A 22,738-nucleotide genomic window follows, 5' to 3' on the forward strand; every position below is an offset into this window, starting at 1 on the left:
AAATCAATTAGGAATTAAAACAGAAGATAATAAAAAAGAGATAGACGGCTTAAATACTAGAGTAGAAGAGGTTAGAGAAGAACAAACTAAATTCCTAGAAGAAGAAAAAGAGAATTTAAATAATTTTAAAGAAGAACTATCTAATAATGTAGATGAAAAGATAGACGAAAAAATAGAGAAAAACAATGCTAATTACAACAGTATAATGCTGGAACAGAATCTCAAGAATTTTAAAGAAATATCTGGTTTGAAAAAAGTACAGAAAGATTTAGAAGATTCTATATTAGTAAATAATTCTAAGTATGATGAATTAATAAATCAATTAGGAGTTAAGACAGAAGATAATAAAAAAGAAATAGACAGCTTAAACACTAGATTTGAAGAAGCAAGAGAAGAGCAAACTAAATTTTTAGAGGAAGAAAAAGAGAATTTAAATAATCTCAGAGAAGAATTATCTAATAGTATCGCTGAAACTATAGATGAAAGAATAGATAAAAATAATTCTAATTATAATAATATAATGCTTGAGCAGAATCTCAAGAATTTTAAAGAAATATCTGGCTTGAAAAAAGTACAGAAAGATTTAGAAGATTCTATATTAGTGAATAATTCCAAATATGATGAATTAATAAATCAATTAGGAGTTAAGACAGAAGATAATAAAAAAGAAATAGATATTTTAACTAATAAGTTAGAAGAAAGCCGAGAAGAACAAACTAAATTCCTAGAAGAAGAGAAAGAGAATTTAAATAATCTCAAAGAGGAACTATCTAATAGTGTAGATGAAAAAATAGACGAAAAAATAGAAAAGAATAATACTAATTACAACAGTATAATGCTGGAACAGAATCTCAAGAATTTTAAAGAACTGTCAGATTTGAGAAAACATTATAAAGAATTGGAAGAAGAGATTAATAAACTTGCTAATAAAGATATTCAATATAATCCTAGCGATTCTAATTTTGAAGAGTTTGCTGATATTATAAATAAAAGATTGAATAATCAGGAAGCAAAGAATGATGAGTTCATAAAAACTGTAAATGATATTTTAAATAAAAATAATATAAAGTATGAAGAGTTATTTGATTCAGTAAGCAGAAAATCTGAAGTTTATAATAATAATAATAATAATTCTGAATATATAAGATATGTGAAAAATAAAGAAGAAAGATGTAAAGATATTAATGCAGATAGAGTAATTAAAGATAATAAAACATTAGATAAAAAAATAAATGATGTTACTATATTATCCATTTCTATTTTTGCTGTTATAGTTGTTATATTTTTGGCATATCAGCTATTGTAATTTTCTATGAAGATGTGTATATGTTTTTTGATAATAAAGAAGATAAATTTGTCTATGAAAGAGAATATTTATCATTGGGGCATAAATATATATGCGGTATAGATGAAGTAGGCAGGGGATGTTTATTTGGACCTGTTACGGCTGCGGCAGTTATAATGCCTTTAGAACTTTACAATGATACTGAATTAAAAAGAGAAAATATAGTAGAAGATATTGATGATTCAAAAAAAATATCTGCTAAAAAAAGAGAAGAGCTTTATGATAAAATTATAGATAAGGCTTTATCTTTTAGCATTTACTCAGTTGATTCAAAAACTATAGATGAGATAAATATTTATAATGCCGTAAAACTTGCTATGATTAAGTCTATTGAAAATTTAACTATTAAACCTGATATATTATTAATAGATGCTATGAAGCTGGATACTAGTATAAAGCAATGTTCTATAATTAAAGGCGATTCTAAATCCTATAGTATAGGCTGTGCAAGCATATTAGCAAAAGTATATAGAGACAGAATGATGAATGAGCTTTCAGATTTTTATCAGAAATATAGAGTTTCAAAAAATAAAGGATACGGCACTAAAGAGCATATAAAGACAATAGAAATGTACGGACCAAGCGATATGCATAGATATTCTTTTGATCCTATAAAGTCAAATTATAAAAAAACAGAAGATAATTTATTATTATAAAATACTTGTCTTTGATAAATTTTATGATAATATATTTATATGATTAATAATATAAAATTAGTAGCAACAGATTTAGACGGAACATTTTTTAATGGCAATAGTTCTATAAGCGATTATAATAAAAATATTTTTCAATTTCTGATGAAAAACGGCATAGAAATAATACTTGCCACAGGAAGATCTTTCAGCGGTATGAAGCCTTATAAAGATATTCTTTCTAATGATAATTATTCTATAATATTTAATGGTGCTATAATAATAGATAATAAAGAAAATTTTATATATGATAAGGTTATAGATTCTGATACATCAAAATCTATTATAGATATTTATGATAAGTATGATGTTCATTTGCATGTTTATAAGGGAAATAGACATATAGCATCTGAATCTGATTTTTATTTGGAGAAATATATTAGAAAGTCAAAAATTAATGATATATCTATCGGTTTAGAAAATATTGATAATTTTGAATTTAATAAAATGGTATTTATAGGTGAGAGAGAAGAGCTAGAAATACTTCAAAATGATATAAGAAATAATTTTAATGTTCATACATGTTTTTCCCATACTAATTTTTTAGAGATATTGGCTTCAGATGTTAATAAAGGCAGTGCTTTGGAATGGATATGTTCTAAAAAAGGAATAAATAGAGATGAAATAATAGCTTTTGGAGACAATTATAATGATATTGAAATGATAGAATATGCTGGAATTGGAGTTGCTATGGGAAATGCCGAAGAAGAATTAAAAAGAAAAGCCAATTATATATGTTTAAGCAACGATGAAGATGGGGTAGGGAGATTTTTAAAAGATTATTTAGAAATATAAAATAAAAGAGTTAACTATAAAAACAAGTAGAAAAAAAGAGGACATGGAATCTATTTATGAAGTTTGGAAGGATATAGCATCAGAGAAGATTCATTTTATGGTTTTAAATAATTACCATATAATATCAAAATATTATAATTATGATAATGATGGATATTATGATATTACTATAATGTAATTAGATTATAAAATATTTGAAAATTCTATGATTAATAAAGATAATTTTAAGAAATATGAAGCTTTAGGTGAAAATATAATAGATGCTTCGAATAATGTTTGGAATAAAGTTTATGAAGATATTGATAATATCTTCATAAAAAGATCATTTACAGAAGATTATGAATGTTCTTTTCATTCTAATCAGACTAATTTGGTAATGATTATATATATCTATTTTATAAACAATCTTTTTATTTTTATGCTATTGACTTTTTTTTTATTTTATGTTATATTTCTGTCAATGTCTATGCGGGAATAACTCAGTTGGTAGAGTTTCTGCTTGCCATGCAGACTGTCGCGGGTTCGAGTCCCGTTTCCCGCTCATTAATAAACCCCAATAGATATGTTTTTTCTATTGGGGTTATTTTTTTTATTTTTTAATTTAAAAAGGTATTGTTAAAAATGGATATTAAAGATTTAAATTTTGAAACTTCAACCGATGAAAAAGATTTAGTTACACTTAAAATTACTATTTCTAAAGATGCTTATGATAAAGAATTGGAAAAGCAAATAGAATATTATAAGCCTAGAGTTAATGTTAAAGGTTTTAGAGTAGGGCATGCCCCTAATAATATTATACTTTCCAGATACAGAGATGCTTTGGAAGGTGCTACTAATGAAGTTTTGATAGAAGAGGCTTGGAATACTTATCATGATGAAAAAAATGTTAAGGCTTTAGGTACTCCTAAACTTCTTAATTTAGAAAAAAAAGATGATGGGCTTCATCTTGATTATGAATATTATCCTATACCTGAATTTGATTTGCCTGATTTGTCATCTATTAATGTAGAAAAAAATAAATATACAGTTGATGATAATGTTGTAGAAGAAGCTTATAAACTTTCTCTTCAAAGATTTTCTCACTTTGAAGAAAGCGAATTGAAATCTGAACTTGGCGACAGAGTTTTTGTTAAAATAGAATTTGATGATGATGAAAATAAAAAGTATGATAAAGAATTAACAGTTGTTGCAAGCGATGATGAAAATGAAAGCATATTTGCTAGAAATGCTGTTGGAGTAAAAAAAGATGATAAAAAACTCCTTAAAACTTATGTTGACGGCAGAGAAGCTACTTTGATGATGAATATAGTAAAAGTAGAAAAACCAGATATGAAAGATGATTCCAATGAGGAAGACAGACAAAAAGTAAAAGAATCCTTAAAAGAACATTTAATAAAAAGAGCAGAAGATAGAGCAAACAGCGAACTTATTAATGATACATTATTCAATAAATTAATAGAGTTAGTTAATATCACGCTTCCAAAAGGTTATTTTGAAGAACAATTAGAAATCTCTTTAAACGAATTTGATAGATCTATGTCCAGCAGAGGAATGAGCAAAACAGATTTCTTAATTTCTGTTGCTAAAACAGATGAAGATATCAGAAAAGAATATGAAGAGAATGTGAGAAAGCAAATAACTTTTGATATGATTATGTCCAAACTTTCAGAAACTTATAAAGATTCTATAACAGTGAATGAAGAAAAGGCTAAAGAATATGCTAATAGAATGTATCAGTATCAAAGCTATATGGGACTTTCTAAACTTCCTAAAGAAGAACAGCAGAATATAGTTAATTATATAATGCGTGATGCTCATACAAGAGCTGCTTCTGAAGCTATAATGGATTATGTTAAAGAGCATGTAAATGTTTCAGAAAAAGATGCTGGTGAATTTAAGCCTGAAGAAAGCGATATTTGGGGCGGATATTAATAATTAATGATGATAGAGGTAATTAGAAATGGAGAAGAATTATATGACTATACCTTATGTAATAGAGCAAACAAGCAGAGGAGAGCGTTCCTACGATATATATTCTAGACTTTTAAAAGACAGAATTATATTTTTGGGCGGTGAGATTAATGATGATGTTGCTAATATAGTTATAGCACAGCTTTTATTTTTGGAATCTGCTGACCCAGAAAAAGATATTTCTTTATATATAAACAGTCCTGGCGGAGTTGTTACTGCTGCTTTGGGTATGTATGATACTATGCAGTATGTAAAGCCTGATGTTGCTACTTTGTGCGTAGGACAGGCTGCTTCAGCAGGTGCTTTGCTTCTTGCAGGAGGAGCTAAGGGTAAAAGATTTGCAACTGCCAATTCAAGAATAATGATACACCAGCCTTCAGGCGGTTCCAGAGGTATGGTTACTGATATGGAAATACAGCTTAAAGAAACTATTCGTTTGAAAAGCATACTTAATAATATTATGGCTAATCATACAGGTCAGGATATTAAAAAACTTGAAGCTGATATGGATAGAGATTATTTTATGAGTGCTGATGAGGCTAAAGAGTATGGTATTATAGATAAGGTTTTTTCAAGCAGAGAATAATTTTTTAGTATTAAAATATAAAAGCTAATAATCTTTTTACTAAGTTTATTAGCTTTTAATTTTTTTATTGTAATTTTTTATTTTAATTTTTTATTGCAATAGTTCTATTATAATATAGAATATGTTAATTAAATTTAAATTATTTTTATAAAAAATAATATTGTTATATTGGAGATATATGTCTAAAAAGAATAATGATAAAAAAGAAGTTTGTTCTCTATGCGGAAGAGAATTAAAAGAATTAAGCCGATATATTGAAGGCAATGAAGGATATTTATGTTCTGATTGTTCTGCTATAGCGAATGATTATTTTAACATGAATGTTCAAAAGAAAAAATCTAAAGAAAAAGATTATGATATAAAAATACTTCCTCCGAAGCAGATAAAATCTCTGCTTGATGAATATGTTGTAGGACAGGATTATGCTAAAAAAGTTTTGTCTGTTGCTGTTTATAATCATTATAAGAGAATAACACAGAATACTGAAGATAAAAATGATGTTGAGATAGAGAAGTCCAATGTACTTTTGATAGGTCCTACCGGAAGCGGTAAAACATTACTTGCCCGTACTTTAGCTAAGGCTCTGAATGTGCCTTTTGCTATTGCTGATGCTACTACTGTAACAGAGGCTGGATATGTGGGTGATGATGTTGAAAATATTCTCTTAAGACTCATACAGAATGCTGACGGCGATATAAAATTAGCTGAAAAAGGTATAATATACATTGATGAGATAGATAAAATTTCTCGTAAAAGTGAATCTCGTTCTATTACAAGAGATGTATCAGGAGAAGGCGTGCAGCAGGCTTTGTTAAAAATAGTTGAAGGTACTGTTGCTACAGTTCCTCCCCATGGAGGAAGAAAACACCCTCATCAGGATAATTTGCATATAGATACTTCTAATATACTTTTTATATGCGGCGGTGCTTTCATTGATATAGAAAAATCTATTGCAGAACGAACTTCTAAAAAAGGTTTGGGTTTTGCAGCTGAGGTTAACTCTATAGATAATCTTAATTACGATGAAATAATGAAAAATATTTCTACAGAAGATTTAGTTAAATACGGACTTATACCTGAGCTTATAGGAAGGCTTCCTGTTATAGCTACTTTGGAAGAGCTTAAAGAGGAAGAGCTTATGAAAATATTAAAAGAGCCTAAGAATGCTTTAACTAAACAGTATCAGAAATTATTTTCTTATGACAATATAGAATTAAAAATAGATGATGAGGCATTAAAAGTAATAGTTAAAAAAACTATGGAAGAGCATACAGGTGCTAGAGGTTTAAGAGCTTTATTTGAGAGAGTTATGCTTGATGCTATGTATGATATGCCTAATGATAGTAAAGAAAAACAAGTATTTGAGCTTGATAAAGAGTATGTTGAAAGCAGATTGGGGGCTATAAGCGAATAATTTTACATATTTAATTATATTACAAATAAAAAAATAACAAAATAATTTTTTAGGGAGTTTTAATGTTACCAGTAAATGATTTAAGAAAAGGTGATGCTATAATTTTAGACGGAGAGACTTATTTAGTTGTAGATGCACATTTCCACAGAGCACAGCAGAGAAAAGCAAATGTAAAAACAAAATTAAAAAATATGCTTAAAGGAAATATGATAGAAAAAACTTTTTCTTCTACTGAAAGTGTTGAAGAAGCTGATTTATCATATAAAAAAGCCCAATATCTTTATGAAGAGGGTGATAGCTATGTGTTTATGATATTAGATAATTATGAGCAGGTTCATGTAAGTGCTGATATTTTAGGAGACAGCAAATATTATTTGTTAGACAGCAGCGAAGTTGATTTACAATACATTAATGATGAAGTTACCGCTGTTCGTTTCCCTATTCATGTAATATTAGAGGTTACTTATACAGAGCCTGGTTTTAAAGGCGATACTACAGGTTCTACTTTGAAGCCTGCTAAACTTGAAACAGGCATAGAGGTTAATGTGCCTTTATTCATTAATATCGGTGATAAAATTAAAGTTGATACTAGAGATGATAGTTATGTTGAGCGTGTAAATAAATAATGCTTTATATACTATATATCGTTTCAGCTTTATTTTTGTTAATAACTATATTTTTTATTAAAGTTAATTATTTGATATATATTGCAATAGCTTTTTTTATACTTCATATAATATTTACTAAATCTATTTTTATGACTATAAAAAAGCTATTGTATTTAATACCTTATTTTCTAGCTATATTTATAATTCAGGCTTTAAACTCAAGAGGGGAATATTATACTATTTTAGGTATTTATCTTGATAAGGTTGGAGTGGATTTTACTATTATCTATTTTATTAGAATAGCCTCTGTTCTTTATTTATTGTCAATTTTCTTTATTATCATAAAAAAGCTAAAAGTTCCTAGAGGGTATATTTTTGACGAGATGATAAGGATAAGTATTTTTATGCAAATAGTCAGAAAATCATTTTTTACAGAATTTGCTAAAATAAGAGATAAAAATAAAACTTTTAAAGATAAGCTTAATTTAATAAAAAATTTACTTGAGAATGTTTATGATGATTCTTTTAAACTTTATCCTTATGATATGCTAATTTATCACTATAGAAATTCAAAAAAATAAATTTATTCTAATTTGCCCGCCCCATATATTTACTGCTTTATTTTTTGTAAGAATTTTATTATTTCTCATTGTTTAATTCAGATATTATAGTATCCCACCCAAGCGGAGTTTAAATTTTTTATTTCTCAAACGCACAGTTAGTGAATCTAAAGTTTTTGAATTAATTTATAAATACAATTTTTATTATATTTTAAATTTTGCTAACCGTGCGTTAAAGAATACAATAAACCTAATAACAACTAGGGTTGGGCATGCTTTTTCTTTTTTAGCCGTATATCTTATAAAAACTATGAGTACAGTGTTAACAATAAATTTAAAGGGTGGGGTATGTAATTGATTTTAATAAAAAAAGGAAACCAGTAAAACTGACTTCCTTTTTATTTAATTTTTTATTTTTAAATTACTTTTCTAAATAAGAGTAATGGAATCTATATTTAGCTAAAGGATCTAATTTGTAATCTTTAAGCTGTTTTGAAACCATTAAAGCATTTGCTCTATAATGTATAGGTATTATAGGCATATCATACATAAGTATTTTTTCAGCATCATGAAGAACTTTCATTCTTTGCTCCGGATTAACTATATGTTTAGAGCTTTCTATAAGTCTGTCATATTCAGGATTATTATATCCCGGATTACTTGGAGCATAACTTAAATATAATTCCAGCATAGTCATAGGATCATTATAATCACCTGTCCATCCGCTAAGTACCATTTGATAACTTAAATCTCTGAAACTCTGAAGTATAACGGCCCATTCTCTAGGTACTATAACTGCATCAACACCAATATTCTTCCACATTTGCTGTATAGCTTCAACCATAACAACATTTCCGTCATTTGATACTAAAACTTCTAATACAGGATAATTTTCTCCATTAGGATATCCTGCTTCAGACATTAATTTTTTAGCTTCTTCTATATTTTTTTGATAATCGTTAGCTTGTACGCTTATATAATCTCCTCCTTTAGCTCTGAATTCCCCCTCATAATCACTGATTAAAGGAGGAACAAAAGCACCGGCAGGTTTCTGACCGGATTTATTTATTGAATCCACTATATAGTTTCTGTCAATAGCAAGAGCTAAAGCCCTTCTTACTCTGGAATCTTTCAATGCTTCATTTGTAAGATTCATTTCAAAGAATACAGTACCATATGCCTGATTCATCACAATTAATCCTTCTTTTTGCAGATTTTCAACTTCCTGAGCAGGTACTAAAGTAGAGAAATGTATTTGTCCGTTTCTTAAAGCAGCCAATGCAGTATTTTTATCTGATATCATTGATACAGTAATTTTTTTGGCTACTATAGAGTCTTTATCATAATAGTTAGTATTAATTTCCATAACTATTTTGTCATCTCTTATTCTTTCAGTCATTTTATAAGGTCCGTTTCCAATATAGCTTTCAGGGTTAGAAACCCAATCATCACCATATTTTTCTATAATGTCTTTTCTCACAGGTACAAACATATCAGCAAGTTCTAAAAAATATGCAGTAGGATTTTCTAATGTTATTTCTATAGTGTAATCATCAATCTTTTTTATTCCTAACTCTTCAACATTAATATCACTGCTTGATATTTTTAAAGCATTTTTTATAGGTGCCATAAGCGAAGCATAGGGAGCTGCAGTATTAGGATCAACAAATCTTCTATAGCTATATACAAAATCATCAGCAGTAATAGGCACTCCGTCAGACCATTTAGCATTGGTTCTTAAATAGAAAGTATAAGTGATTCCATCTTCACTCATTTCATATTTTTCAGCCATTCCTCCAACTAATTTTCCTTCTTTATCTTTTTTCATAAGCCCTTCAAAAAAATGTCTTATATAAACAGTACCAGCACTTGCAGTATTAAGATGAGGATCTATAGTAGCAACTTCTCCTCCTAAAGATATAACTATTGAATCATCTTTAGCTTCTTCAGATGAGCATGAAAATATCAAAAGTGATAAAATAACTATTAAGATTAAAATTTTTTTCATTGTATTTATCCTTTTATGAGTATATTATATTCTAGTATGAAATTATAAAAAGTACAAATTTTTATAAAAATATTATTTTAAATAATATATTATTTATCTATGTAGCAGTAGTTAAATCTGTGCCTTCCAAATGGATTTAAAACAAGTCCTTTTAAATTAGTTGATACTATGAAGGAATCAGCCTTGTAATAAAGCGGTATTATAGGCATTTCATCTAATAATATAGCTTCAGCCTGCTTCATATTTTCAATTCTTAATCGGTTATTTGTATATATTGTCTTAGCTTCCATTATTAATTCATCATATTTTGCATTAGAAAAACCTGAATGATTAACCCCTCCATAACTAACCATAGTATCAAGCATTGTCATAGGATCATAATAATCTCCAGTCCAGCCCATTCTTGCTATTTGATATCTTTTTTTTGTAAGAGATAATAAAGTAATAGGAAACTCCTCTTCTAAAAGTTTAACATCAATATTGAGATTATCTTTCCACATTTTTTGTATAGCTTCACCTATTTTGTAAAATAATCCCGGAGACACTTTAAGTTCTAAAATAGGGTAATTTTTTCCATTAGGATATCCCGCCTCTTTCATTAACTCTTTTGCTTTTATTATATTTTTATCATAGTTATTTATATCTATAAAATTTGATGATTCTTTTCTGAAATAATCATTCAGCCCCTTTATAGCAGGCGGTACAAAAGCACCAGCAGGAGTTTGCGAACCTTTAATTATATTGTCAACCAAATATTTCCTGTCTATAGCCAATGATAAAGCCTGTCTTACTCTTTTATCATTTAAAGCCTTATTCGTTATATTTAATTCTAAATAAATTGTCCCTATAGCATTATTTGCTCTAATGAGTCCTTTTGCTTTAAGATATTCTATTTCGCTAGATGAAGGTTCTAAAGATGAGAAATGTACTTCATTTTTATTAATTTTTTCTATCATATCAAATACATCAGCACTGGATATAAAAGTGAGCCTTTCAGCAACTATTTCATTTTGATCATAATAAAAAGGATTTTTTTCAAATATTATTTTTTCATTTTCTATTCTATCTTTAAGTATGTACTGCCCATTGCATATATAGTTTTCTGGTTTTAAAGTCCATTCATTTCCATATTTTTCTATTATGTCCTCTCTCAATGGCAGAAATACAGTAGAAGATGCTAAAAAATCAGTAAAATATAAAGACGGAGTTTCTAATACCACTTTTAATGTATTGTCATTTACAACTTCTACTGCTAAATTTGTAATATCCATAATGCCGAGATTTATATTTTTAGCATTTTTTATCATTTCAAGCATATATGCGTATGGTGCATTCAAAGTTTTATCTAAAGCTCTTTTCCATCCGTATTCAAAATCGCTAGCTGTAACCGGTTTCCCGTCAGACCATTTGGCATTAGTTCTCAAATAAAAAGTATATGTAGTTCCATCTTCAGAAATATCCCATTTTTCAGCCATTCCGGGCTTTATATCATTGTTTTTATCAATTTTTGTGAGTCCTTCAAAAGAATGCAGTATATAAGCAGCAACTACTCCTATAGAGTTTAGGGTAGGATCAATACTTACAGGTGCACTTCCCATATTAATAATTATATCTTTACTTGAATTTGTCATATAATTTTTATTACAGGAAAATATTATAAGCGATATAAAAATGAATAAAATTTTTTTTATGTACACATATACCTCCTAGGAAAAGGACTAATATGTTTATAATATTATATTTTTTTTATATAAAGTCAATATAAATTATAGATATTGATTATGATTTTAATAATAAATATATATACTATTTAAATTAATATCATATAAGTTTTGTATATAAATTTTTATTTATTTAGATTTGTTTCAAAAATACTTGAGGAAATTATATATAAAATTTTAATCAATTAAAAATAATATTTTACATGTTGTATAAATTGTTATTTTAGTAATAAATATGCAGTCTTTTGTATCTTCGGGCTGTGTCTGTTTCTTGCCTGACGACACCTGCCAAAGGCAGGCTCCGTGAGGTGGGCATCACCGATTAGTAGACTATTTTGCAAAATAAGTCGAGTTTGATAGGACTGTATTTTTTTTCGTAGATATTCAGCAGAATTAATAAATAAAAATAGTTTTGAAACGAGTTTATTATGTCTTAATGTATTATATTTTTGAAATTAATGTGTAATTATAAAATTTTTAATATAAAATAGATTTTTTTATAAATAAAAATTTGATTAAATATAAATTTTTAATTATACTTTTTATATATTATACCAATACTGAGTATATATTAATTATGCTTTAATTATTATGTTTTTTGAAATTAGTATGTAAATCATATTGTAAAACAAAAAATAATTACATAGTTTAGCAATATGTAACTTTATTTGTGTTTAAATTATATTTATAAGTAACATTTATATATATAATATGTGTTTATTCACAATAAAAGGCATTTATTAATATATAGTTAAAAAAATAAATAATTAAATAAAAATTAATTAAAAAAAATGCCTAGAAATGAAAATTTAATTGACAATTGAATTTTATTTTACTATACTAGAGTTTATTAAAATAACAATTTATTTTAATAAAAAATATTAAGTGGGGAGTTTTTTATGGATTTTAAAGCATTATACAAGCAAAAATTAACAACAGCTGATGAAGCAGTAAAAGTAGTTAAATCAGGCGATTGGATTGATTACGGCTGGGTAGTTGCTACAGCAGTAGATTTGGACAAAGCCCTAGCAAAAAGATTACCTGAATTAACAGATCTTAATTTTAGAGGCGGTATATTAATGTGGGAACCTGAGATTTTCAAGATAGAAAATCCAGAAAAACATATTACATGGAACTCATGGCATATGGCAGGTTTAGAAAGAAAAGCAGTAGACAGAGGTTTCTGTTTCTATGATCCTATTCGTTATTCAGAAATGCCAAGATACTATAGAGATTTGCCAAGAGGAATAGATGTAGCAATGTTCCAAGTATCAGAAATGGATGAAAACGGATATTTCAATTTTGGTCCTAATGCTTCTCACATGCAGGCTATGATAGAAAGATGTAAATGTGTTATAGTAGAAGTTAACAAAAATATGCCAAGATGTTTAGGAGCTGCTAATATAGGCGGAGAGGCAGTACATATCAATCAAGTAGATATGATAGTAGAAGGCAGCAATCCTCCTATAAAAGAAATGCCAGCAGGCGGAGCTACAGAAGTAGATAAAACAGTTGCTAAACTCATAGTAGAAGAAATACCAAACGGTGCTTGCTTACAATTAGGTATAGGTGGTATGCCAAATGCTGTAGGTTCATTAATAGCAGAATCAGACTTAAAAGATTTAGGTGTTCATACAGAAATGTATGTTGATGCTTTCGTAGATATATCTTTAGCAGGTAAAATCACAGGCTCTAAAAAGAATATAGATAGAGGCAGACAAACTTATGCATTCGGTGCTGGTACTAAAAAACTTTATGATTATATACATAATAATCCAGAATGTTTATCAGCTCCTGTAGATTATACTAATGATGTAAGAGTAATATCTTCTATAGATAACTTTATGTCAATAAACAATGCTGTAGAAATAGACTTATTCGGACAAGTAAGTGCTGAATCAACAGGCTTTAAACATATAAGCGGTGCAGGCGGACAATTAGACTTTGTATTAGGTGCTTATCTATCTAAAGGCGGAAAAAGCTTTATCTGCTTATCTTCAACAGTAACAGGAAAAGACGGACAATTAAAATCAAGAATAGTTCCAAGTTTCACTAATGGTACTGTTGTAACAGATACAAGAGCTAATACTCATTATGTAGTAACAGAATATGGTAAAGTAAACTTGAAAGGTTTAACTACTTGGCAAAGAGCTGAGGCTTTAATATCAATAGCACACCCAGATTTGAGAGACGGCTTAATTAAAGAAGCAGAAAAAGCAAAAATTTGGAGAAAAAGCAATAAATAAATTTGAAAATTGATTATCATTTTATATACTATTAATTAAATAATATTGTTATAAGGAGAAGCAAATGTTTAAAACAACAGAAAAGCATGAAGAACTTCGTGCCAAAATTAGAGCATGGGCTGAAGAAGTTGTAACTCCAATAGCTCATGAGCACGATCAAACAGGTAAATTCCCAACAGAAGCTGTAAAACAATTAGGTAAAGCTAAATTAGACATAATGGGTTTGCCTTTTGAAACAAAATACGGCGGAGCAGGATTCGACAATATCGCTTATGCTATAGCTGTAGAAGAACTTTCAAGAGTAGATGGAAGTATGGGTGTAATTTTATCCGCACACTGTTCTTTAGGTTCTTATCCTATCTATGCTTTCGGTACTGAAGAACAAAAGAAAAAATATTTAGTTCCTCTTGCAGAAGGTAAAAAATTAGGTGCTTTCGGTTTAACTGAACCAGAAGCTGGATCTGATGCAGGCGGTACAGAAACTACTGCAGAATTAAAAGGTGATCATTACATCTTAAACGGTGAAAAAATCTTCATCACTAACTCTATAGAAGCTGAAACTTATGTAGTATTTGCAGTTACTACTCCTGGTATCGGAACTAAAGGTATCAGTGCTTTCATAGTTGAAAGAGGCTGGGAAGGTTTTGAATTCGGTGAAAAATATGACAAATTGGGTATTCGTGCTTCTGCTACTGCTCAATTATTATTTGACAATGTTAAAGTTCCTAAAGAAAACTTACTTGGTAAAGAAGGACAAGGTTTCAAAATTGCTATGCAAACTCTTGACGGCGGTCGTATCGGTATTGCTGCTCAAGCATTAGGTATTGCTCAAGGTGCTTATGAAGCTGCTGTTGCTTATTCTAAAGAAAGAATACAGTTCGGTCGTCCTATTGCTCAGCAACAAGCTATCGGCTTCAAACTTGCTGATATGGCTACTAAATTACGCGCTGCTAGACTTCTTATCTACAGTGCTGCTGCTATGAAAGACAGACATGAACCTTATGGTACTGAATCTGCTATGGCTAAATTATATGCTTCTGAAATAGGTTTGGAAGTTGTAAACCAAGCTCTTCAAATCCATGGTGGTAACGGTTATATTAAAGGTGCTTATATAGTAGAAAGAGCTTACCGCGATGCTAAAATTTGTACTATTTATGAAGGTACAAGTGAAATACAAAAAGTTGTTATTTCTGCTTCTATACTTGGTAAAATGCCTAAAGCTCCTGTTGCTGTTGCTGGTCCTATGGCTAAAAAAGGTCCTATCACTGGTGAAAGAAGAAATATCATCTTCAAAGAAGGTTCAGCTCAAGAAAAAGTTGATGCTTTAGTAGCTGCACTTAAAAAAGACGGAATTGACTTCTCTGTAGGTATTGATATTAATACACCTATTATTAATGCTGAAAGAGTTGTTTCTGCTGGTAAAGGTATCGGTGATAAAGGAAATATGAAACTTGTTGAGGACTTAGCTAAAGCTGCTGGTGCTGCTATAGGTTGTTCTCGCCCTGTTGCTGAAGAATTGAAATACTTACCTATCATCAGATATGTTGGTATGTCAGGTCAAAAATTCAATGGTAACTTATATATAGCTTGCGGTATTTCTGGTGCTAACCAACACTTGAAAGGTATCAAAAATGCTTCTATAATAGTTGCTATCAATATGAAAGCTTCTGCTAAAATCTTCAAAAATGCTGACTATGGTATCGTTGGAGATGTTAAAGAGATCCTTCCTTTATTAACTAAAGCTCTTGATACAGGTGCTAAAAAACCTGCAGAAGTACCATACAAAAAAATGAAAAAAATTACTCCTAAGAAAACAATCGAAATACCTAAAATCTATGTATGTAGCGGTTGTGGTTATGAGTATAATCCATTCATTGGTGATCCAGAATCTGAAATAGCTCCAGGTACAGACTTTACAGCTCTTCCAGATGAATGGGTATGTCCTGAATGTAGTGAAGAAAAAGCTAATTTCATTAAGGCTTAAAATAAAATTTAATTAATAATTTTTTTGAGGAGGAAAATAATGCATTGCGTTAGAAAAGTTACTGATGATTTATATTGGGTTGGAGCGAATGAACATCGCTTGGCTCTATTTGAAAATGTTCACCCTTTAACTAGAGGTGTTTCTTATAACTCTTATGTTCTTTTAGACGAAAAAACAGTTCTTTTTGATACAGTTGACTGGGCTGTTTGCAGACAATTCTTAGATAACTTAGAATATGTTTTAAACGGTAAAAAACTTGACTATATGGTTATTAACCACATGGAACCAGACCACGCTGCTTCTATAGACGAAGTTTTAATAAGACATCCTGAAACTAAAGTTATTGCTACTGAAAAAGCATTCATGTTTATGGATCAGTTCGGATTTACTATCCCAGACGATAAAAAAATCCAAGTAAAAGAAGGTGATACTCAAAAATTTGGTAAACACGAAGTTGCTTTCGTTGCTGCTCAAATGGTACACTGGCCAGAAGCTATGGTTACTTTTGATACTACTAATGGAGTATTATTCTCTGCTGATGCTTTCGGTACTTTCATCGCTTTAGACGGAAGACTTTTCAATGATGAAGTTAACTTTGATAGAGATTGGTTAGATGAGGCTAGAAGATACTATACTAACATAGTTGGTAAATATGGTCCTCATGTACAAAACTTACTTAAAAAAGCTGGCGGAATTATTGATAAAATTAAAATGTTCTGTCCTTTACATGGACCTGTTTGGAGAAGCAATTTAGGTTATATCCTTGACAAATACAACAAATGGAGTAGTTATGAACCTGAAGAAAAAGGTGTATTAATCGTATATGCTTCTATGTACGGTAATACTGAAAATATGGTTGGTGTTTTAGCTGCTAAATTAGCTGAAAAAGGTGTTACTAATATATCTATGTACGATGTATCAAGCACTCATGTTTCTTACTTGATCTCTGATACTTTCAAATATAGCCATATTGTATTAGCTTCTGTTACTTACAACCTTAATATTTATCCTCCAATGCATAACTATTTAGATGATATGAGAGCTCTTAATGTTCAAAAACGTAAGTTTGCTATCATAGAAAATGGTTCTTGGGCTCCTAAATCTGGTACTTTGATGCAAGAGTTCATTGAAGCTAACTTGAAACAATGCGAAATTTTAGATGCTCAAGTTTCTGTTTCTTCTTCTATGAAAGCTGCTAACGTTGGTGAAATGGACGCTTTAGTTGATGCTTTAGTTGAATCTATTAATAAATAATACCATAATTATTTATTAAGCTATATAATAAAGACCGATTCAGGTGATAAACTTGAATCGGTTTTTTATTAAAACATTATTAAATTTTGACGAAAATAAAAATAATATAGATAATATAGTTAAGGAAATAATTTTTTATGGTGAGTATTAAAAGACAAAGACAGATTAAGTTATTTTGTATATTATCTATTATATTAATAGTTATAATTTCTTTATTTATTATATTTGGATATTTTCCTTATGGGCTTCATAAAAAAGATATGTCTGAGGTTAGAATACCTAAAGATAATATTGCCTATGTAAGTGTTAAAAGTCTTGATAAAAGTTTGCTTAAATTTTCTGATTCCATATATGCTTATAGAATATCTCATGATGAATCTATGTATGACTTTTCTATTTTGCTTAGAAAGGCAGATGCATTTGCAGATAGGCTTAGAACAAATGATAATTTTTTTGTTAAAATGGCTTCTAAACCTATATTAAAAAGAAATGCAGCTTTACTTTTTTGGGGATATAATGGAAATTTGGATAATGCAGAAATTTTTTATCTGTTTGATATAGGAAGATTAAATTCTTTTATATTAAGCTCTTTTTTTAATTCTGAGAGTTTAAATATAGATAATATTGATTATGAAGTAAAAAAAATTAATTATAACGGAAAAAGAATATATGCTTTAGATAATGGAAGCCCTTATTTATTTTTTCATTTTCATAAAGGGCTTTTAATAGTTACTAAAAACTATAATCATATAAAAAAATTAATTGATTTTTTAAATTCAGATGCTGAAAGTATTAATGAAATAAGATTGCTTAATAATGTTGAAAATAAATATGAATCTGATATTTCTTTTTATGTTAATAAACAGCTTTTTGATTATAATAATTGCCAAGGATCTTTATTATTTACACCACTAAAATATTTTAATAAGGCATATATCATATATGGAAATGCAAAAATAAATAATGATAACGGATTAATCGATATTTTTGTTGATTATGAATACGGAGGATCTGAAAGATATTCGCTTTATGGTTTGGAAGGTGAAATAGATATACAGAATTATCTGCCTAAAGAAAAAACTGTTATGTATTTTGCATTAAAGTCATATTTAGCAGGACTTTATCCTATAATATATAATGATTTGAAAATGGATCATAGTAATAATAAGCTTTATTTAGAATTATATAATCTATTTACAAAGATGAATGATGTTTACTCATTTGGAAGTATCGTAAATGATTTGTATGGTGAAATGGCTGCTGCATATATAGAATCAAAGAGATCCGGATTAATTTATCCTCTGATTATTTTTAATATAGAAAATGATATTGATTTGCTTCCTAAGTTGGAAATAGCTCTATTAGAAAAATATGATAATCTCATCAAAAAAGAAAGAAATTATAATAATCATTATATATATTCTTATGATTTAAATAATGGAAATATGTTTTATTATACTTTTATAGATAAAATATATTTTGTCAGTGAGAATGAAAAGGCTATAGAAACTATTATAGACAGTGTTTATGATGGACAATCTTTAGATACTTATATAACAGAACAAATATCAAAAAATATTAATCCAGATTATATATTTACAATACAGCTTTCAAAATCTCAGGATATATTAAGATATTTTAATATACCGCTAAGAACTTGGAGCTATCCTAATAGTATTATAGTTGGATCTTCTATTAATTCTAATTATACACATATTAATATAGATTTTGAAGCTAATTTTAATAGCGTAAGTAAATAATTAATAGTTTCAAAAATTATATAATAGTTGATAAATATCAGTATTTGTATATAATTATACTTATTTTTTGGAGTGAAATTTATTTTATGTCAATAATTGATAAATTGTCATTAGTGGAAAAAACTTATGAAGATATAGTGCAGAAACTTAATGATGCTAATATAAAAGACAACAGAGTTATACAGGATTTGATGAAAAAAAAATCAGAAATTGAAGATATTGTAGAGGAATATAAAAAGTTAAAAGTGGTATTAAAAGAAATTGAAGAATCTAATGAAATGATTAATAATCCTGATACTGACAAAGAACTTAAAGACATGGCATTATTAGAGATAGAAGAACTTAATCAAAAGAAAGAAGATATAATTAATGGACTTAGACTTCTTCTGCTTCCTAAGGATAAAAATGACGGTAAAAATATTATAGTTGAGATTAGAGTTGGTACGGGAGGAGATGAATCTGCATTGTTTGTGGGCGATTTATTTAGAATGTATACTCGTTTTATAGAGAGAACTAATTTAAAAATGGAAATAATAGATACTAGTCCCACAGAGCTTGGCGGATATAAAGAGGTTATATTTTCAGTATCCGGAAAAGATGCCTACAGAACATTAAAATTTGAAAGCGGAACTCATCGTGTACAGAGAATACCTGCCACAGAGTCCGGAGGAAGAATACATACATCTGCCTCTACTGTTGCGGTTATGCCTGAAGCTATGGAAAGCGATGTTGTCATAAAAGATGAAGATATAAGAGTTGATATATTTCGTTCAAGCGGACCGGGAGGACAGTCTGTTAATACTACTGACAGTGCTGTTAGAATTACTCATTTACCTACTGGATTGGTTGTGCAGTGTCAAGATGAAAAGAGTCAGCACAAGAACAAGGCAAAAGCATTAAAAGTTCTTCGTGCTAGAATATACGAAAAAGAAGAAGCTGAGAGAAAGGCTAAAGAAGCTAAAGAAAGAAGAGAGCAGATTGGTTCGGGTGACAGAAGCGAAAGAATAAGAACTTATAATTTCCCTCAGAATAGAGTTACGGATCATAGGATAAATGTTACTTTGTATAAATTAGATAGATTTATGGACGGAGAAATTACAGAGATAACAGATGCTTTATTTAAAAAGGAACAAGAGGATATGCTTGCTTCATATTCTGATTAATATTTTATGAAAGATATAGAAAATATATTAGGCGAAGAAAAGATTATTCATAAATTATATGATGATGATCCTGTTATTAGATATATAAAAAGTTTTGACAATGTTTTGTATGCTGATTATTCTTACAGCGTCAATGATTCTTATGAAACTTATGATTCTTTGATTGGATTATTTGCTTATCATAAAAATGACAAATATTTATTCGGAGAATTCGGATATTTTAAAGAAAATAGAGAAGAATTAAAACTTATTGTAAGCGATTATCCTGAATATATAACTTTAGACAATTATAAACTTACTTATGAAATATTTAATGATTTGATTAATTTGCATAATATTTATATGAATCAGTTTAATGCTTTAATGATAGGAAAAAATGAAATAGATAATATAAAATCTAATTCTTTGAAAAAAATTACTTTAGATGAATATATAGAAATTTTTCCTCATAGATATATAAATAACAGAATAAAATTTTCATCAAAATATAAACGCTATGAAAGAATATATATAGATGATATACCAGAGGATTTAATTTACAGATGTTCCTATTGCGGATGTTCTAATTTTGCTGAAATAATAAATAATGATATTAATAATTTGAAGGATATTGATATTGCTAATTATGATGATAATTCAGAAAAAAGTTTGTATATATGCAAGGTATGCGGTTTAATATCAAGAAGTCCTGATAATATTATGGATTATATTTAATTAATTTAATAAGAGGTAAAAAATGAGTTTTTTAATATTAGCTGACAGAACTTTTTCTAATGAGTTTTCTATAATATTTGATGATATTTTTAATGATAAGATAAATACTTTAAAAGAGAAATTAAATTGCGATGTTAAATATATAGAAAATAATGATCTTGAAAAAATAGAAAATTATTTAAATAATATATATAGAGAAAGCGAGAATTATGATAATATAATTTATATACCCGGCAATATGCCTTTATTTAATGCTGATGAAACTATTAAATTAACTAAAATACATGAAGAAAATATATCATATTTTAGTTATGGAGAAAATTATCCTGCTGGTATAGTACCTTTTATAATAAGAAGAACCGCATTTGAGAAATTATTTAACATTATAAAAACAAAAGATATTAAAGTATCTGAAAATGCTATAAGCAATATTGTATTTGTTGATCCGAATTTTTTTGAAATAGAAATACTCATATCAGAATATGATATGAGATATTACAGACTTTATCTTTTTGCTGATAGTAAAAGAAATGCTATTTTAATAAAAAAACTTATAGCCTATAAAGATTATAATGAAATGGTTAAGGCAATAGAAGAAAACCCAAGTATTAGAAGAACATTACCATCATTTATAGAGATAGATATTAGTAATAGACAAAATGTGTTAAACAAATATTTATTAAAAAATCAAACTATAAAAAATGAACTTTCAAAAGAAGAAAAAAATATTACTTTAGATGAGTTTAAAACTATATATGATAAACTTTATAATTTTTGCGGTGATTTCCATATTTCTATAGGAAGTTATTATGAGCCTCTTTTGAATAAAGATATTTTTGATATATTAGAATATTCTACAAGAAATAAAAATGTTCAGGTATATTTAGAAACTAATGCTTTGCTTCTTGACAGTGTTAATGCTAAAAGATTATTATCTATGCAGTCAGAGAGAGATAATCTTAATGTTATTATACATTTAGATGCTGTAGAAGAAGATGTTTATAATATAATATATGATAGCGGTGATATAAAAACTATTATGTCTAATATAGACTATTATTTGCTTAGGGAGCCTAAAAATACTTATTTGCAGATAACAAAACAAAAAGATAATTTTGATTATTTAGCTTCTTATTATAAATATTTTGATAAATATAAAATAGATATTATAATGCAGAAATATTATAATTACAGAGGAATTATAGATGATAATAGAGTGGGTGATATGGCACCTCTTATTAATGTAGGATGCTGGCATTTGGCTAGGGATTTATTTATAGATAGTTATGGGGATATTTATATTTGCAGATTTGATATAAACAAAGAAAAAAAAATAGCTTCTATATATGAGGAAAATTTAGAGGATATATGGAAGAAGCTTGAAAATTATTTTTTAGATAATGTTTCTAAGAAATTAGATTTTTGTAATAATTGTGATGAATGGTATTTATATAATTTTTGATTATGGAAAATATAATAGTAAGATATTTAGAGTTTGTTTTGGCTTGTTATGTAGTTAGATTTTTAGCTACTAGATTGATATTAGAATTCCAATCGGTTAAAAAATTTTATTATAGAAGAGAAATACTGCCCGGAGTTCGTAATTGGAATAATAGAATTAAAATGCTCTATTACTCTGAGTTTTTTTCTTTTATTCAAAGTTTATTAATCGCATTATTTTTTATGGTATTTTTTTATTTTATACCATTAAAAGAACATATAAAACTATTTGTAGGATTTTTAACATATTCAGCTTTAATAATAGCAGACAAGGTAAGATTTTCAATACTTCTTACTAATTATCCTTATTCTCTTTTGATAATGGATACGGGAATATTTTTATTTGTGAGTTTTTTGCAATTTATTGTAATGGGATTTATGAATGCTACATTATAAAAATAAGGAAGCTATCTATTT

Annotated in this window: 19 protein-coding genes, 1 tRNA gene and 1 pseudogene; 19 read left to right on the plus strand and 2 right to left on the minus strand. The window is 28.0% G+C overall.

The features are described from left to right. The 11 genes and pseudogenes from A966_RS05950 to A966_RS05990 all read left to right on the plus strand — a co-directional run. Positions 1-1,306 (plus strand): annotated as a pseudogene (locus A966_RS05950) (hypothetical protein); the annotation flags it as partial. Positions 1,307-1,326: 20 nt separating this feature from the next. After that, complete coding sequence (locus A966_RS05955; RefSeq protein WP_008723563.1) at positions 1,327-2,001, plus strand: ribonuclease HII; 675 nt, start codon at positions 1,327-1,329, stop codon at positions 1,999-2,001. Positions 2,002-2,040: 39 nt separating this feature from the next. After that, complete coding sequence (locus A966_RS05960; RefSeq protein ID WP_008723565.1) at positions 2,041-2,832, plus strand: Cof-type HAD-IIB family hydrolase; 792 nt, start codon at positions 2,041-2,043, stop codon at positions 2,830-2,832. Positions 2,833-2,875: 43 nt separating this feature from the next. Next, entirely contained in the window at positions 2,876-3,010 is a 135-nt protein-coding gene (locus tag A966_RS13950) for a hypothetical protein (RefSeq protein WP_256093394.1), read from the plus strand. A 27-nt stretch (positions 3,011-3,037) separates the two neighbouring features. After that, positions 3,038-3,310, plus strand: a complete 273-nt coding sequence (locus A966_RS13260) for a hypothetical protein (RefSeq protein ID WP_008723568.1) — start codon at positions 3,038-3,040, stop codon at positions 3,308-3,310. Next, positions 3,301-3,373: transfer RNA gene (locus tag A966_RS05965), tRNA-Gly, on the plus strand. The genes A966_RS13260 and A966_RS05965 overlap by 10 nt, the downstream gene beginning before the upstream one ends. 80 nt (positions 3,374-3,453) lie before the next feature. Beyond that, positions 3,454-4,764, plus strand: coding sequence for a trigger factor (locus A966_RS05970; protein ID WP_008723570.1), 1,311 nt, complete (start codon positions 3,454-3,456; stop codon positions 4,762-4,764). Positions 4,765-4,807: 43 nt separating this feature from the next. Continuing rightward, entirely contained in the window at positions 4,808-5,389 is a 582-nt protein-coding gene (gene clpP / locus A966_RS05975) for an ATP-dependent Clp endopeptidase proteolytic subunit ClpP (RefSeq protein WP_008723572.1), read from the plus strand. A gap of 178 nt (positions 5,390-5,567) precedes the next feature. After that, the gene (gene clpX, locus A966_RS05980) at positions 5,568-6,803 is read left to right on the plus strand and encodes an ATP-dependent Clp protease ATP-binding subunit ClpX (RefSeq protein ID WP_008723575.1); all 1,236 of its coding nucleotides are present in this window, start codon (positions 5,568-5,570) and stop codon (positions 6,801-6,803) included. A gap of 62 nt (positions 6,804-6,865) precedes the next feature. Then, on the plus strand, positions 6,866-7,429 hold the full coding sequence (gene efp, locus A966_RS05985) for an elongation factor P (RefSeq protein WP_008723578.1): 564 nt from the start codon (positions 6,866-6,868) through the stop codon (positions 7,427-7,429). Then, a complete protein-coding gene (locus A966_RS05990) occupies positions 7,429-7,992 on the plus strand; it encodes a hypothetical protein (protein ID WP_008723580.1) in 564 nt (187 codons plus the stop codon). The genes efp and A966_RS05990 overlap by 1 nt, the downstream gene beginning before the upstream one ends. A 400-nt stretch (positions 7,993-8,392) precedes the next feature. Here the strand turns inward: A966_RS05990 and A966_RS05995 are convergent, their stop codons facing one another. After that, positions 8,393-9,979 (minus strand): peptide ABC transporter substrate-binding protein, encoded by a 1,587-nt coding sequence (locus A966_RS05995; RefSeq protein ID WP_008723583.1) that lies wholly within the window; start codon positions 9,977-9,979, stop codon positions 8,393-8,395. 89 nt (positions 9,980-10,068) lie between these two features. Continuing rightward, complete coding sequence (locus A966_RS06000) at positions 10,069-11,670, minus strand: peptide ABC transporter substrate-binding protein (RefSeq protein ID WP_039955696.1); 1,602 nt, start codon at positions 11,668-11,670, stop codon at positions 10,069-10,071. Between the two features lie 929 nt (positions 11,671-12,599). Here A966_RS06000 and A966_RS06005 point away from each other — a divergent pair. The 8 genes from A966_RS06005 to A966_RS06040 all read left to right on the plus strand — a co-directional run bounded on the left by A966_RS06005 (position 12,600) and on the right by A966_RS06040 (position 22,717). Beyond that, positions 12,600-13,946: a butyryl-CoA:acetate CoA-transferase gene (locus A966_RS06005; protein WP_008723587.1), complete on the plus strand. Its 1,347-nt coding sequence runs from the start codon at positions 12,600-12,602 to the stop codon at positions 13,944-13,946. A 64-nt stretch (positions 13,947-14,010) separates the two neighbouring features. Next, positions 14,011-15,930 (plus strand): acyl-CoA dehydrogenase family protein, encoded by a 1,920-nt coding sequence (locus A966_RS13955; RefSeq protein ID WP_008723589.1) that lies wholly within the window; start codon positions 14,011-14,013, stop codon positions 15,928-15,930. 39 nt (positions 15,931-15,969) lie between these two features. Continuing rightward, the gene (locus tag A966_RS06015) at positions 15,970-17,184 is read left to right on the plus strand and encodes an FprA family A-type flavoprotein (protein WP_008723591.1); all 1,215 of its coding nucleotides are present in this window, start codon (positions 15,970-15,972) and stop codon (positions 17,182-17,184) included. Positions 17,185-17,321: 137 nt separating this feature from the next. Further along, complete coding sequence (locus tag A966_RS06020) at positions 17,322-18,944, plus strand: hypothetical protein (RefSeq protein WP_008723593.1); 1,623 nt, start codon at positions 17,322-17,324, stop codon at positions 18,942-18,944. A gap of 86 nt (positions 18,945-19,030) precedes the next feature. Further along, positions 19,031-20,107, plus strand: a complete 1,077-nt coding sequence (gene prfA, locus A966_RS06025) for a peptide chain release factor 1 (protein ID WP_008723594.1) — start codon at positions 19,031-19,033, stop codon at positions 20,105-20,107. 6 nt (positions 20,108-20,113) lie between these two features. Then, positions 20,114-20,821, plus strand: a complete 708-nt coding sequence (locus tag A966_RS06030; RefSeq protein ID WP_008723597.1) for a hypothetical protein — start codon at positions 20,114-20,116, stop codon at positions 20,819-20,821. Between the two features lie 22 nt (positions 20,822-20,843). Then, positions 20,844-22,283, plus strand: a complete 1,440-nt coding sequence (locus tag A966_RS06035; protein ID WP_008723599.1) for a spiro-SPASM protein — start codon at positions 20,844-20,846, stop codon at positions 22,281-22,283. A 2-nt stretch (positions 22,284-22,285) separates the two neighbouring features. After that, positions 22,286-22,717 (plus strand): hypothetical protein, encoded by a 432-nt coding sequence (locus A966_RS06040; RefSeq protein WP_039955577.1) that lies wholly within the window; start codon positions 22,286-22,288, stop codon positions 22,715-22,717. Positions 22,718-22,738: the final 21 nt, after the last annotated feature.

It is taken from the genome of Brachyspira hampsonii 30446, from assembly GCF_000316195.1.
Lineage (GTDB): Bacteria > Spirochaetota > Brachyspiria > Brachyspirales > Brachyspiraceae > Brachyspira > Brachyspira hampsonii_C.

Bases quoted from the DNA above. Each gene is read 5' to 3' on its own strand.
- A966_RS05955 (WP_008723563.1), top strand. From the start codon at position 1,327: ATGTTTTTTGATAATAAAGAAGATAAATTTGTCTATGAAAGAGAATAT.
- A966_RS05960 (WP_008723565.1), top strand. From the start codon at position 2,041: ATGATTAATAATATAAAATTAGTAGCAACAGATTTAGACGGAACATTT.
- A966_RS13950 (WP_256093394.1), top strand. From the start codon at position 2,876: ATGGAATCTATTTATGAAGTTTGGAAGGATATAGCATCAGAGAAGATT.
- A966_RS13260 (WP_008723568.1), top strand. From the start codon at position 3,038: ATGATTAATAAAGATAATTTTAAGAAATATGAAGCTTTAGGTGAAAAT.
- A966_RS05970 (WP_008723570.1), top strand. From the start codon at position 3,454: ATGGATATTAAAGATTTAAATTTTGAAACTTCAACCGATGAAAAAGAT.
- clpP (WP_008723572.1), top strand. From the start codon at position 4,808: ATGACTATACCTTATGTAATAGAGCAAACAAGCAGAGGAGAGCGTTCC.
- clpX (WP_008723575.1), top strand. From the start codon at position 5,568: ATGTCTAAAAAGAATAATGATAAAAAAGAAGTTTGTTCTCTATGCGGA.
- efp (WP_008723578.1), top strand. From the start codon at position 6,866: ATGTTACCAGTAAATGATTTAAGAAAAGGTGATGCTATAATTTTAGAC.
- A966_RS05990 (WP_008723580.1), top strand. From the start codon at position 7,429: ATGCTTTATATACTATATATCGTTTCAGCTTTATTTTTGTTAATAACT.
- A966_RS05995 (WP_008723583.1), bottom strand. From the start codon at position 9,979: ATGAAAAAAATTTTAATCTTAATAGTTATTTTATCACTTTTGATATTT.
- A966_RS06005 (WP_008723587.1), top strand. From the start codon at position 12,600: ATGGATTTTAAAGCATTATACAAGCAAAAATTAACAACAGCTGATGAA.
- A966_RS13955 (WP_008723589.1), top strand. From the start codon at position 14,011: ATGTTTAAAACAACAGAAAAGCATGAAGAACTTCGTGCCAAAATTAGA.
- A966_RS06015 (WP_008723591.1), top strand. From the start codon at position 15,970: ATGCATTGCGTTAGAAAAGTTACTGATGATTTATATTGGGTTGGAGCG.
- A966_RS06020 (WP_008723593.1), top strand. From the start codon at position 17,322: ATGGTGAGTATTAAAAGACAAAGACAGATTAAGTTATTTTGTATATTA.
- prfA (WP_008723594.1), top strand. From the start codon at position 19,031: ATGTCAATAATTGATAAATTGTCATTAGTGGAAAAAACTTATGAAGAT.
- A966_RS06030 (WP_008723597.1), top strand. From the start codon at position 20,114: ATGAAAGATATAGAAAATATATTAGGCGAAGAAAAGATTATTCATAAA.
- A966_RS06035 (WP_008723599.1), top strand. From the start codon at position 20,844: ATGAGTTTTTTAATATTAGCTGACAGAACTTTTTCTAATGAGTTTTCT.
- A966_RS06040 (WP_039955577.1), top strand. From the start codon at position 22,286: ATGGAAAATATAATAGTAAGATATTTAGAGTTTGTTTTGGCTTGTTAT.